The organism is Clostridium sp. MF28 (assembly GCF_002969175.1).
Lineage (GTDB): Bacteria > Bacillota > Clostridia > Clostridiales > Clostridiaceae > Clostridium > Clostridium beijerinckii.
Map to the genome: position 1 here is coordinate 1281319 of NZ_CP014331.1, position 14533 is coordinate 1295851.

General features: G+C 29.1%; 13 protein-coding genes. 1 reads left to right on the forward strand and 12 read right to left on the reverse strand.

Annotated features, from left to right (window positions below; all coding sequences use genetic code 11):
• Positions 1-13 precede the first annotated feature (13 nt).
• From AXY43_RS05660 to AXY43_RS05690, 7 genes are all read right to left on the reverse strand, one after another.
• A complete protein-coding gene (locus AXY43_RS05660; RefSeq protein ID WP_105411185.1) occupies positions 14-610 on the reverse strand; it encodes a TerD family protein in 597 nt (198 codons plus the stop codon).
• A 39-nt stretch (positions 611-649) separates the two neighbouring features.
• Positions 650-1228, reverse strand: a complete 579-nt coding sequence (locus AXY43_RS05665) for a TerD family protein (RefSeq protein WP_105411186.1) — start codon at positions 1226-1228, stop codon at positions 650-652.
• A gap of 147 nt (positions 1229-1375) precedes the next feature.
• Positions 1376-2740, reverse strand: coding sequence for a TerD family protein (locus AXY43_RS28390; RefSeq protein WP_105411187.1), 1365 nt, complete (start codon positions 2738-2740; stop codon positions 1376-1378).
• A gap of 16 nt (positions 2741-2756) precedes the next feature.
• Positions 2757-3539, reverse strand: coding sequence for a hypothetical protein (locus tag AXY43_RS05675; protein WP_105411188.1), 783 nt, complete (start codon positions 3537-3539; stop codon positions 2757-2759).
• Between the two features lies 1 nt (position 3540).
• The gene (locus tag AXY43_RS05680) at positions 3541-4641 is read right to left on the reverse strand and encodes a cysteine protease StiP family protein (protein ID WP_105411189.1); all 1101 of its coding nucleotides are present in this window, start codon (positions 4639-4641) and stop codon (positions 3541-3543) included.
• An 18-nt stretch (positions 4642-4659) separates the two neighbouring features.
• Positions 4660-5850 carry a phosphoribosyltransferase family protein gene (locus AXY43_RS05685; protein ID WP_105411190.1) on the reverse strand — a complete coding sequence of 397 codons (1191 nt, stop codon included), beginning with the start codon at positions 5848-5850 and terminating at the stop codon, positions 4660-4662.
• A complete protein-coding gene (locus AXY43_RS05690) occupies positions 5831-6904 on the reverse strand; it encodes an HpcH/HpaI aldolase/citrate lyase family protein (RefSeq protein ID WP_105411191.1) in 1074 nt (357 codons plus the stop codon). Before AXY43_RS05690 ends, AXY43_RS05685 begins: the two co-directional genes overlap by 20 nt.
• A 653-nt stretch (positions 6905-7557) precedes the next feature.
• Between AXY43_RS05690 and AXY43_RS05695 the strand changes: the two genes are divergently transcribed.
• Positions 7558-8871: an FAD-dependent oxidoreductase gene (locus AXY43_RS05695; RefSeq protein ID WP_105411192.1), complete on the forward strand. Its 1314-nt coding sequence runs from the start codon at positions 7558-7560 to the stop codon at positions 8869-8871.
• A gap of 133 nt (positions 8872-9004) precedes the next feature.
• On the opposite strand, the gene AXY43_RS05700 is transcribed toward AXY43_RS05695, so the two are convergent.
• From AXY43_RS05700 to AXY43_RS05720, 5 genes are all read right to left on the reverse strand, one after another.
• On the reverse strand, positions 9005-9871 hold the full coding sequence (locus AXY43_RS05700) for an ROK family protein (protein WP_105411193.1): 867 nt from the start codon (positions 9869-9871) through the stop codon (positions 9005-9007).
• A gap of 257 nt (positions 9872-10128) precedes the next feature.
• Entirely contained in the window at positions 10129-11241 is a 1113-nt protein-coding gene (locus tag AXY43_RS05705) for a glycoside hydrolase family 172 protein (protein ID WP_087701404.1), read from the reverse strand.
• Positions 11242-11266: 25 nt separating this feature from the next.
• Complete coding sequence (locus AXY43_RS05710) at positions 11267-12106, reverse strand: carbohydrate ABC transporter permease (RefSeq protein WP_023974508.1); 840 nt, start codon at positions 12104-12106, stop codon at positions 11267-11269.
• Positions 12107-12117: 11 nt separating this feature from the next.
• Positions 12118-12996, reverse strand: coding sequence for a carbohydrate ABC transporter permease (locus tag AXY43_RS05715; protein ID WP_023974509.1), 879 nt, complete (start codon positions 12994-12996; stop codon positions 12118-12120).
• 180 nt (positions 12997-13176) lie between these two features.
• Entirely contained in the window at positions 13177-14433 is a 1257-nt protein-coding gene (locus AXY43_RS05720; RefSeq protein ID WP_105411194.1) for an ABC transporter substrate-binding protein, read from the reverse strand.
• Between the last annotated feature and the right edge of the window lie 100 nt (positions 14434-14533).

Sequence of the window (14533 nt, forward strand, 5' to 3'; positions counted from 1 at the left end):
TTATAAAGTTATTTTAACGATATCTCTCAGCCATATTCCCTAAGCCTATATCTTGTGTACCTTCTCCTATTGCTGCAAACTTCCATTCACCATTATGTCTATATACTTCTCCCACTATCAAAGCTGTTCTACCATTATAATCTTCTGTCAAATTAAACATTGCAATATTTTGATTGTTATTGTAATCTGCTATTCTTATAAACGCATTTTCAATCATTCCAAAATTTTGTTTTCTTTCTATGCATTTATAGATATTAGTTACAAATATTAATTTATTTACATCTTGAGGGATTCTAGATAAATCAACTATAATTTGCTCATCATCACCATCTCCATCACCTGTTAGATTATCGCCTGTATGTGTAACTCCGCCGCATCTGCTTTTTAAATTACCAAAATATATCAAATCTTCTTTACTTGTCAACCTATCATTCCTTAACATAAATACTGATGCATCTACATCTACATCCTGCTGAGAAGAACCAAATCCAAATAATCCTCTTTTTGTTTGTTTTACTGCATCCCATCCAAGACCAACTATTAATTTTTTTAAAGTATTGTTATTTTTGGTTAGATCAATTTTTTGTCCCTTTACCAAATTTATACTCATTATTATCCTCCTTGAGTTTAAGCTTGCCAGTTTATTTTTCTATACATTCAATCCAAAATTTCTACATAATGCTGCTAATCCACCTTGAAATCCACTGCCTATGGCATTAAACTTCCATTCTCCATTATGTCTGTAAATTTCAGCCACAACTATTGCAGTTTCTATTGAGAAATCTTCTCCCAAATCATATTTTAAAAGTTCTTGATTATTATCTGAATTGACTACTCTTACATACGCATTCGACACTTGTCCAAAATTTTGTTTTCTTTCATCTGCATCATGAATTGTAACAGTAAAACTAATTCTACTTATATTTTGTGGAATCAATGATAAATCAATTAATATTTCTTCATCATCACCATCACCATCACCTGTTAAATTATCACCTAAATGCTCTATAGCTCCAGAACTATGTTTTAAATTATTATAAAATATAAAATCTAAATCATTATGAACCTTTCCATCTTCTCCACAACAAAAAGCTGCTGCATCTAAATCAAAATCATATCCACCATCATACCTATTAGTATCCCAGCCTAATCCTATTAATATTTTCTTTAATGATGAATTTCCTTTTGTTAAATCAATTTTTTGCCCTTTTTTTAAAACTATACCCATATTTTTTACTCCTTATAAATATATTACATTTTTAGACATAATTGCTTACATATATAAATTATGTAACTTAAATAAATTTTATCATAATATATATAAATATGTATATAGAATATAATATTTTTATTAAATTTCATATTCAACTTCCATTCATGACACAAATTCTGAAATGTTTAAACTTAGTTCTCTACAAATCTCACTAACAATCTGTTTTTCTACACCACTAAATTCACCATCAGCAAAACCTATTGCGCAACATAATCTAACAATAAATCTTGATGCATCTGTTTTAGCCCTCATTTTTGATATTATTCTTAGTAACTCTGCTTTTCCAATCATAAAATCGCGTTGCAATTTTTGAGTGTAATACTCAAATTTAGACAGTACCATATTTATCTCTACATGTTTCATTTCTTCACTTGTCTTAAAATAATTTATTAAGCTCTCTCTTTCCGAATATTCTATAACACCATCTGCCATAGCTACCAACGCACTGCCAGCAACTAATGCTTCAACAAAATCATTATCTAAGTATCTACTCACCAAATTTTTAGCATTATTTGATTGCTCCCGTAGCCATTGTGCTGCATTAGGATTATTCGATGCACTCCAACGCCTATTACAACTAATACATAAAAACTCAACATTTTTACTTCCTATAAATCCACCTAAAAGACCAACTGGACCTAAAAGTAAACCTCCTACCATTGCCTTTCCTACTCTGAAACCTTTTTTTCCTGCTGTCACTTGTGTTGAATGACAATATGGACAAACAATTCCAGATTGTTTATTTTCATAAGGTAATTGTGAATTGTGCATTTGCCTATTACTGTCTATTATGGGTGAATTATATCCTTGATTTTGTCCATAAGAATTATGTATTATAGGACTTTGAGAATATACTGGAACTGGTGAAGAAGAATTTGAATGCTCTTCTTCCACTTCTACCCCAAACATATTACATAATGCTGCCAATCCCCCTTGAAATCCACTTCCTACAGCATTAAATTTCCATTCGTTATTGTAACGATATAACTCAGCCGCAACAATGGCTGTTTCTATTGAAAAATCTCTTCCTAAATCATAATGTAGAATAACTTCTGATGTATCTGCATCAATAATTCTTATGTAAGAATTAGATATTTGTCCAAAATTCTGGCGTCTCTCTTTCGCATCATTTATTGTTATTGTAAAAGCAACTTTTTCTATATTTGAAGGCATTAAACGAAGGTTAATTTTAATTTGTTCATCATCACCATTTCCAACACCAGTTTTATTATCGCCGCTATGTATAACAGCTCCTTGTCCACCATTGGGATTATTATAAAAAATGAAATCCCCCTCATTATTTACTTTGCTAAAATTATTTAATAAAAATGCTGATGCATCCAAATCAAAACTATATCCACTTGAATTTTGATTTACATCCCATCCAATTCCAACAATTAAATTATTTAAATTAGGATTCTTTTTCGTTAAATCAACTTTTTGACCTTTATTTAATGTTACTGCCATTTTTATCTCCTGCCTTTTAAAATTTTTCTATCAATATACTTTTTAATATCTCTTCTATTCCTTCAAAACCACCTTTTAAACTAATATAAGCATTACCATTAACCTCATAACTTTCTATATAAGAACCTCTCGGTATATACGCATTTTGTGCACATTTAAGCATATTTAAATCCATTATAGAATCCCCCAGTACACCAAACTTTTTTTCATTTAAATAACTTGATAAAAATTCAATTGCAGCTTCCTTAGTTACAACTTTGGGTAAAAAATATATCTTCCTATCATTCACATATAAGTCCCATCTGAATTTCAACAAAAATTCTTTGAAATTTTCAATGTAATTTTCATCAAACACTTCTTTATCTATTACAATGTAAAAAAATATGTCATCAACATCTCTTATTTTTTTAATCCCACATGCATTACTATAATTCTCCTTAAATCTTTCCATAACTAATTCTAAACTTTCACAAGTCTTCATCTTTTCATTAAGTATTTCATTCCATTCCTTAACTACTTCTCCTTTGTAGAGAATGTTCCCACCATTTGATACAATACTCCATTCAAAATATATATCTTGTTCTTCAAAATTAATTCTTCTATATTGTTCGATACTTCTAGTAGTTGTTGGAATAAACTTTTTATGCTTTAGAATTTCTCTTAAGTATTCTATAGATTTTAAAGACATATAAGAAATTTCCTCACAGTTTATAGTTTCAATACAAATTTCATTTTGTTCTTTTCCTATAAACTTATTAGAATATATTAATGTTCTATCTAAATCACTAAAATAAATCATGTTATACATCCTTAATATTTTTTATTACTCCACAGCATTTATATGCTTTTAGTGGATATTCTTCTATTTGTATATTTTTTTCATTAGCTAACACAAAAATATGATTTAATTCACTATCCTTTAAGTCTTTAACCAATATTTTATAAGGAATTCTTCTAAGCAAAACTCTTGTTGTTTCTCCTATACCTGGTTTAACATAGTTCATATCTTTTATATTTAAGTCTTTCATTATATTAGATACATCTTCATATCCTAATTTAGTCATTTCATCCTTTGTCCAAGATTTCATATTTTCATCTATTTCATCATAAGCATTTTCAAATTCTTGAGAGATTCTATCTAAATAAATATTAGATTCATCAAATATTCTTAATTCTTTATAATACTTTGCTCCATGGAAATCATTTTCTCTAATCAAATCATCTCTAAGCACAGTTCTACTTATAAGTCCAGATACTGTAGAATTTAAACAGGCGCTAGGAATTAAGAAATCTTCTCTTATACCAAAAGCATTAGAATATCCTGCTGGATCTGCCAAAACAGCTAAATTTTCATCTAATCTTATATTGTATTTTTCAAATAAAACCTCGCATGCGTTTTTCAAAACATTATATATTGTGCCTTTTCCTGTCCATCCATCTATAAATTGTATTTTGCTATCTTTATGATTTTCTAATATATACTTTATCGCATTTTTATCTATTCCTTTATCACGTATTATCGAAATAGTATAATGTGGTAAATCTAAACCATATCTTTTTTTAATATATCTCTTTACTAATATTCCTATAGGTGTTCCTGCTCTAGCTAAAGAAACTAAAATCACATCATTTCCCTTTTGCTTAAAAATCTTTTCAGACATTACGCCAACACAATATGCCAGTTTTTTCTTATGTATTTCTAACTTCTCTTTATATAAATTTAAATAATCATCACTTACTTGATATTCAATTGGTAGCATTTCTGAATAATGCTTGCCACCTTGTATCGCTTTTTCCCTATCCTCATTACTTTCCTCTAGCAGAATCTCTGAAATATCTTTTAATAAAAAAATCACATCATCTTTAGAATATGTACTAAATTCCCTATCCTTTATCTCCATATGTTCACCCCTTAATATTTAACATCTGACTATATTAATTCGCTCTATACCTATGCCTTTTAGTACGTTAATAAGTTTATTTATATTTTTCTCGTTCTTTTCTATTTCCATAAATAAAAAACACTCTTCGTAGTCATTAGCATCAAGATTATATACATAGTTAATATTTTTGTTGTAAAAACTTTCTAAGTTATACTTTTTCCTTATTGGATATTTAAGATTATCATATGGTATTATTGGACTTCTAGTTATTGAATGATAATATACATCACCATTTATCTCTTTACTTAGCATCATTGGAATGTACATAAATTCCTCTATTCCTAAAGCTAGAATTTTTTTATTTTCATAATCACACCGTAGCTTTATTCCCTCTCTCTCTATAATTTTTTTTAACTTTTCTTGATCATTTCTAGTGATTCCAAATCTACCTGTATATTTTAAATATTTTTTTTCTCCAACATATTCCTCAAAATCTAGCTTTATATTTTTTATTTCTATATTGGAACTTGCTTCAAGATTACTTTCAATTTTATCTTCTAATTCATTTTTTTCATCAAATTGAAATTCAAAATTCCCATTAAAAATATACGTGAATTCTATTTTGCATCCAAGTTCCTCTGCCTTCTTATCTATCTCTTTCTTTTTAACCTTATCAATCCAATTTAATATTGATGCTATTACAAATTTCTTGCAGTGATGAATTCTTTGAAGTTGTTTAATCATATTTATACAAGTTTTTGCAGTAGTAATTTCATCATCAACTAAAATAATTGTATCTATATTTTTTAATACATTTAAATTATCAATATATAGATTTTGTTCTACTGAATGAGAGTGCTCTTCCTTAAATTCGATTTTTTCCACACTTTGAATTTCTTCTCTAGTTGTATGAATAAAGAATTCTGCACTTTCTAGATATTCAAAAAAAGAATGTGATAATGCTGTTGCTGTTTCTGCAAATCCAATAATTAATTGCTTTTCTTTTTTATAATTCTTATCACTCATCTTGTAAACTTTTGACAATAAATATCCCAGTTCATCAACTTTAGCTGGATTCACTGGTAAATGCTTACCCAATTTTTTTGAAACAAATAAAAATCTCCTTTTATTATTATTTCTAACAGCTACATCTAAATAATCTTCTATTTTAAGATTCAACGGATTATTTTCTATATTAATATTACAATTAAAGTTTAAACAACTCATTAACGGTTACCCCTTCTCTAATAACTCCATAAATTTCTGATAAAATCATAATCCTTTTTGCCCATTTCAAATGAGGATTTACTTCATTCATTCTTTCATTTGAAAAACTAGCACTAACACCATATTTTGAATTAATATTTTCAATTATACTCTTTGCATCAATATAATCTTCGTAATTTATTACGCTCATAGCTTGTACAACTTTAAGTTGAAGAGGATGTATTACGGTTTTTCCAACAAATCCATTTAAATTATCCAACTCAATTTCTCTTAAATATGAATTTAAAATTTCTTTATTATTTAAATCATAAAATTCAGATACACCACCACTAATAGGTATATCACTATTCAAATTTCCACCAATAGTGCCCATTAAATCTGCACAAAATTTACTAAAAACTATATTATCATAAATAGTCATCTTTCTATTTCTACGAACTCCATAACATCCCAATATATCTGTTACACCAATTCTTATATTTAATATTCTATTTTGATTTTCCATAATAACTTTATGCAATCCTGAGAAAGCTTTATGTTTTGTTTCAATATTTATAAATTCAGCAGTCTCTATTATTGGCATTAAATACAAACTTTTGCACTTTAAATCATCAAGGCTATTCAGAAACTCACTTATAATATCGCTATTAGCCTTAGGTATTATAATTCCAGTTAATAAATTAAAATTTTCTTTTACTATATCGGCACATCGCAGCATTTGCTCAATATTTCTAAATCTTATAAAGATTAATGGCAATTCATTTTTGGTTTTTTCATTATGTTTTAAATATCTAAATATCTCTTTTATATTTCTTATACTTTCAGCTTCACCTTCTATACCAATTGCATCTTCTAAACATATTGCTACTGATCCTATACCCTTAATATCTCCATCTATAGCTTTATATATCATTCCATTATTTATTGCTGGGATATATAAAAGCGCACCTATTGTGTATCTTAATATATTTATATCGTAATTTTTATCGAAATACTTTGGTAATTTATAAAATAAACTTTTTTGTTTTTCAGTTAAATAGTTAAAATATTTCATTTTCCCTCTCTAATCTACCCTTATTTTATTTACAAATACTATTCAATATAGAAATATATGATTTTATTTACTTTTATAACATAAAATTCACTATATTTTTATTATATAACATTATTATACAATAGCTCATTACTTTTTACAATGTTTTACAGTATGCTAAACTCTTTGAATTAATCATTCATGCAAATATCCAATTTAAAGATTTTACTTATTCAATAAACGCATTTACAAATTTGCTAAAACTTTGGCTTTACATAGTTACTAAAAATTATAAATATTTTTGTGTAAAAAGATTTGAAAATGAACTATTAGGTGTACTCAATAGATATCTCCATAGTTTTTCGTAATTAGAATATTTATAATTTCTATAAATATTCACATAGGTATGATTTTTAGTCTAGATATATATGTATATGCTTTCTTAAAATATATTTGATTTTTCAACTTTACCTATTATCAATTTTATATTTTATTTAGAATCTTAAATTTATTCATTATAATATACAACTTCTTATATTTGTAGGATTATCATTAACATTCTTCTTATGCAAAATAATGATAATAACTAGTATTTTTTGAGTTTCTACATATCACTTCTATGATGCTCACAACATAAAATAAAGAAAAATGCATTTTAACAAAGGAGAAAGAAAATGAGATTAAATGGATTAACAGGAAGGGTAATAACTCCCTCAGATAAAGAGTATCCAACTTTAAGACTTGAATATAATCTATCTATTAATAAATTCCCATTAGCTATCGTTTATTGTTATGCACCAGTAGATGTATCCAACGCTATTAAATGGTCTAGAAAACATCATGTAGAACTTCGCATTCGTACAGGGAAGCATAATTATGAAGGCTATTCAACAGATAATGGCGTAATAGTAATAGATACGACTCCTATGGACAAGATTGAAGTTAATACTAAAAATGATACTGTAAAAATTCAAGCTGGGGCAAGACTTGGAAATATATACTCAATAACTGCTGAAAAAGGGTATGCCTTTAATGGCGGAACATGCCCTACAGTTGGAATTTCTGGCTTGGTATTAGGTGGAGGAATAGGTTTATCCTGTAGAAACTTTGGCTTAGTATCGGACAACCTTATAGAGCTGCAATTGGTTAATGCCAAAGGTGATCTAATAACTGCAAATAATCATATACACCGTGATTTATTCTGGGCCTGTCGAGGAGCAGGTGGTGGAAACTTTGGAGTTGTAACTAGCTATACTTTTAGACTTCATAAGGTAAATTATATTACTCTTATACAGCTTAGATGGAATAATATTTCCAGGGAAAAATTTATTAACCTATGGCAATGTTGGCTAAGAACTGCTGATAAAAGGATTAGCTGTTTTGCCGGTTTAAATAAAAAAGGCATATATTTAAATGGATTCTTCTATGGACCTAAGTCTGAAGCTGAAAAGATTTTAAAAGAGTTCTTACTGCTCCCAGGTTTACTAGATAGCTCTTTAATAGAATATGTACCTTTTATAGATGCTGTTAAAGCCATTGGTTCTTTTTATGGGCCTCCTGATAGATTTAAAGCTACTGGAAGGTTTGTTTATTGTCATCTAAGTAAAACAAATATCAGAAACTTAATTAAGTATATAGATTGTAGCCCTGGAAATGATTGTTTTATAAGACTTTATACTTTAGGTGGTAAGATAAAAGATTTCTCCAGTGATTATTCAGCTTATTACTATAGAGATGCCAGCTATATTATAGGAATAACAGCAGATTGGGAAGAATATGAAGATGGCAATGTATTTAAAAACTGGGTATCACAAGTTTTTAAATATGTGGAAACTATAACAAATGGCTCTTATGTAAACTTCCCTTATGCTGGGCTTAAATATTATGGCTATGAATACTATGGTGAAAATTATGGAACCCTTAGAATAATAAAAAAGATTTATGACCATGACAATGTTTTTAGATTCCCACAATCAATAGAACCTTAACCCCCTTAAAAAAATAGTCTGCTGATTTTAATTCAGCAGATTATTTTCTTTCAAGTTAAGCTACTCAGGTTTTAAAGAACACTTTCTATAGAAGATTAATACTCTTATTTCAAAAAACTCTAAAAAATCTAATCTATCCATTCTCATTTGTCTTTTGAGCTAAAAGCAAACATCCCATAATTGCGGAATTATCTCCAAGAGCTGGAGGTACAATATATTCGTCCAAGTTCGGCATTGCAACATACTTTTTCATTAATTGTTCTACTTCTTTTCTTATAAGTGGAAATAATTGACGTTGCTTCATTACTCCACCACCCAGAACAATACGTTCTGGACTTAATATTAACGTATATGTCATTACTGCTTGTGCAAGATAAAAAGCTTCTATTTTCCATACTTCTTTATTCTCTTCTAATTCATATGCTTTTTTCCCCCATCGCTCTTCTATAGCAGGGCCTGATGCAATTCCTTCTAAGCAATTTGAATGATAAGGACATGCACCTTCATATTTATCATTATTATGCATGCGAACTAAAATATGCCCCATTTCCGGATGACCATATCCTTCTAAGAGCTGACCATTTATCACTGCACCTCCTCCGATTCCAGTTCCTACAGTTAAATAAACACAACTCTGTAACCCAAATGCCGCACCCTTTTTTAACTCTCCGAGTGCCGCTGCATTTACATCTGTCGTCCAGCCAATTTGAATATTATATCTATCTTTTATAATTCCAACAAAATTATAGTTCGCCCAAGCTAATTTTGGTGTGGTTGTTATATATCCGTAAGTTTTTGATTTTCTATTCACATCAATAGGCCCAAATGACCCTATACCTATAGCTTCTAAATTATATTTGTCAAAAAACTCAAATACAGATTTCATTGTTTCATCAGGTGTTGTCGTTGGTATGCTGACTCTTTCTATAATTTCAAGATTTTCATTGCTTACTGCACAAACAAATTTTGTTCCACCTGCTTCAATCGCACCATATTTCATAATAATTCCCCCCTTTATATATAGATATCATAATCATAAACTATACTTAAACTATGAAATATCTTCCAACCAGAAATGAGTGATATACTTTTGTACAATGTTTCATTGGTACTTTTGATGGCTGTGATTCTTTGGCTAGAAACTGGAACAAAAGTATATTATTCATTTCGGTGAGTGATACGCATAAGTATAGATTATAGTTGGGTTATCTATATTTAAAATTCTAACATCAATCTGATTTTTTCTAATTTTTTTATTTATCTTGGCCAACGTTGTTTCTTATCCATTAATTTTTCAAATTTATTGTGTGGCTCTGATTGATACCAGTATGCAACTGATGCAAGATCATCTTGGCGTTCAAATAATCCTTTATAACATACTCCTATTTGTTGTACCGTAACCTTTAAATCATCTTGAAAATAAATTGGATCTGGTATATGCCAACGATAGAATCCTCGCATCGGTGGACAATCATTATTATGATATGGATTGTGTATTAAATCATCATTTGCTGAATAATATGGATATCCAAGAAACGGAGTACAATAAGTATTTTCTACTGTCTTGCCATCAACCTGTGATGCAAAACTCCAAGAACCTCCGAAATAATCTTCCATTCCTGTTCCACAAATTGTAGGATATTCTTTATCGCCATCTATATAAAATTTAACTTCTCCTTCTCCCCACCAATATCTTTCTAATGTAGTTAATGCCATATAAGTTCCTACATAATGCCCTTTTCCTTTTATATTATCAATAATTACATAGTCTTTCTGTAGTTCTGTTATACGCTCACGTCTCCATTGAGCATGAAAATAAGCAATATCTTCTGGTAATTCATCATACAAGCAGTAATCTATTTGATAGAAAAATGCTGGTATTGTATTATCATGTTGATTCTCTAATGTAATTTTAGCTTTTTTATGAAAAGGCATTTGAAAATAGCTATTCATCCCTCTAGACGGAACTACTACTATTGGCATTGAATTTACAATACACTCTCTTGAAAATCCGCAGCAGAAGAAATCTCCAAGAGGACTTTCCACTGAAGGTTCTTCTTCTTCATCCCAATACATTCTTAAAACTAAATCTCTTAAAACATTACAATCGGCATCAGTTGTTTTATTATCAACCGTAATCCATATATGAGTTATAATCCCTGGTCCATCTACTTCAGCTAATGTCACCGTTTTTCCTGGCTCTATATCTCTTAAACAAGGGCTTCCTTTTCTTGAAGGTCCTAAATAACTTGCAGCCATTCCTCCTTTACCTTTTTCTCCATTTGGATTTTCTGCATTGATAGCACGAGAACGTGCATTTTTTAGCACTGATAAACTAGTAAGTCCATTTGCAAATAAATAATTACTCATATAATAAACTCTCCTCTCTAATCAATTATTCTTTTACACCGCCAGCCATTATACCATCCATAATTTGCTTTTCAAATAATAATACAAATAATATTATTGGTATAAGTATTATCCATCCCATTGTACTAATTAGATCCCAAGGCATACTATAAGTTGTTTCTTTAGGTATTGTAGTTATTCCAACACTTAATACTTCTATTTTTCTTGCAAAAAACAATGGTGTAAATAAGTCATTTAAACATGTAATAAAATTAATTATGCTTATGGTTGCTATAGCTGGCTTCATTAAAGGTAGTGTCACATAAAACATTTTTTGTATAGCTCTGCATCCATCTACTTCTGCTGCTTCGTATATTGATGTCGGTATTTCATTTAAGAAATTATTCAATATTAGAATTGTGAATGGTATTAATGCGCTTGTATATAATATTATTAACCCTAAAAAAGTATCCACCAAATTGAATTTGTTCATAAAATCGTATAATGGTCTTGCAGTTACTATTCCTGGTATTAAAGCTGAAGATACTATAGCTCCATAAGCTATTTTTAGACCTCTACTCTTATATTTTGAAAATGAATAAGCTCCTACTAAGCAAATAATAGTAGATATTATTAATGCAGCTGTAGTTATAAATAATGTATTTAAAGCTTTTTCTCCTAGCTTTAACTCAAAAAATAACTTTTTATAATTTTCAAAGGTAATATTAGTTGGAATATATTTTATAGGTGCTGTGAATAATTCATTTGACGGTTTAATGGATGATATAAAAATCCAATATAGAGGTATTAATATAGCAGCAGATATAATAACAGTTAACCCCCATTTTACAACAAAAGGTACAGTCTTATTAATTTTAAAATTCATAATTATCACCCCTATTTATTTATTTTCTTTATATATTTAACATCAATTAATGTTAAAACTACCATTGCCGCAAATAAAACTACTGCTAGTGATGATGCATATCCTAAATTTAAATTTGTAAATGCTTCTGTCATTATTCTATAAGATAGTAATGTTGTTGAGTCTCCCGGTCCTCCTGATGTCATTGAATACACAACATCAAAACTAGTGAGCCTCCACATTGTAAAAAAGATACATAGTGTTAATACTGTGTTTTTTATTCCTGGCAATGTAATTGAAAAAAATGATTTAATTATTCCTGCTCCGTCTATTTTAGCTGCTTCATAAAGATCTGATGGTATAAACTGCAATGCTGCTAATACTAGTATCGCAAAGAAAGGGACATCCTTCCATAAATCAACTGAAATTACCGCTATCCTTGCAGATAATTCATTAATTAACCAATCGTAGTGAAAACTAGGTAATATTCGCCTTACTAAATCATTTATAAGACCATAAGTATCATTAAAAGCCCATCTTGCAGCAAGGCCTGCAACAACCATTGGCATTGCCCATGGTATTAAGACAATTGTTCTTAAAAACTTTCTACCTCTAAATTTTATATTTAACATTAATGCTAGTCCTACACCTAATACAACGTGTAATATCATAGAAACTACTGTAAATATAACAGTGAATTCTATTGATGTAGCTAGTTTTTCATCAGTAAACATTTGTATGAAGTTCTGAGTACCAATAAATTTCGCTTCTCCACCTCTTAGTAAGCTCATATCAAAAAAACTATTCTTAAAGGTAGTGAATATTGGATATATTGTTGTAAAACCTCTTAGTATTAATACAGGTGCTACTAGCATCCAAGCTATCCATATCTTATTACGTTTATTACTCATATTCTCCTCCAATCATTGATAATTGCTATAATAATTTGAATTTTCTATTACCATAAACTCCTTTGTTAAAAAATAAGATTATAGCGTATTTTTATAATTAACTCATACCTAAATAAACTAACAACTCTTAATGCTACTACTATTTAATTTAGGTATGAATCTTTCAATATTTAGATCTAATTATTTTTTAGCATATTTATTTACTTCTACCTGCGCCTTTTGGCAGAACTCATCTAGAGATATTTCATCAGAGACATATCTTTGGAATAATGATCCCATAGAACTTATAAATTCCATAGCTTGAGGTGCCATTGGGCGTCCGTGTAGTTCAGTATTTTGTAAATACCCCTTAATTGCACTAAGCCCTTCTATTTTAAAGTTTGAATCATTTATTACATCTGACCTTGCAGGCAATCTTGAAGTCATCTCATAATAATCTTTTTCTCCTTGTGGGCTTGCTGCATAATTCAAGAATTTAATTGCAGCTTCCTTATTTTCTGATGCTGAATTTAATACATAATTCCAGCAAGCTATATAAGCACTATTTTTTTCAAAAGTAGGCATTGGCGCTAAAGTTATTCCTTTTTCACCATATCTACCAGAATTAACAAAATTCTTCATAGCACCTGTATACATAAATATTGATGCATAGTCGTCATCAAAGAATTTTTGCATCATTGGATCATATTGATCAGCCAATTGAGCTATAGGAGTTTCGCCATTTTTAGCCATATCATGCATGAATTTAACTGCTTCTTTTGTTTTAGGGTTTGTCCAATCATAATAGTCTCCACCAAACAAATTTATAAAAGTTCCGATTTCATTAAATACATAAGTTTTTTCCCATGCACCACCATATCCATACTTCCCATCTTTGCTGTAGGCCTTAACATACTTTTCAAAATCTTCTTTGGTTTTTATTGCATCTAAACCAAGTGCTTTTACTTTTGACTGATCAACCCAAAAGCCTAATATCTCCATATACATAGGTACAGAATATATATTGTCTCCTACTTGTATTAAATCTTTTATATAACCTTTAGGAAATTGTGATACTACATCATTTTTCATAACAGTATTTTGTAGAGGCTCTAAGAAGCCCGTATTTTTAAATGCACTGATCATTTCATCATTGATTGTTATAACATCTACACTTGAATCTTTTGATGAAAGTATAGTCGTAATTTTGGCTTGTCTATCGTCTGTATTAGTTGGGCAAGCAATAGTATCTATTTTTATTCCTGTAGCCTTTTCTGCTTTTTCAATATACTTTTGAAAATCTTCATTAAAAGTTGTATCAACTGTCATTAATGTTATTTTTTCAGTTTTATTTGCTGAAGTTTCAGTACTTGATGGTTTTGTGCTTCCACACCCTGTAAAAAATGTTACTGCCATAACTATCGAAGTCAATAAACACATGATTTTAGTTAATTTCATAAACTTTCCCCCTTAAATATATAACGTTTTCAGTTAAATTTCATATTCATTTTATTAAATCCAATAGTAAATTTAAATATATTATTTTTCTTATAATTTA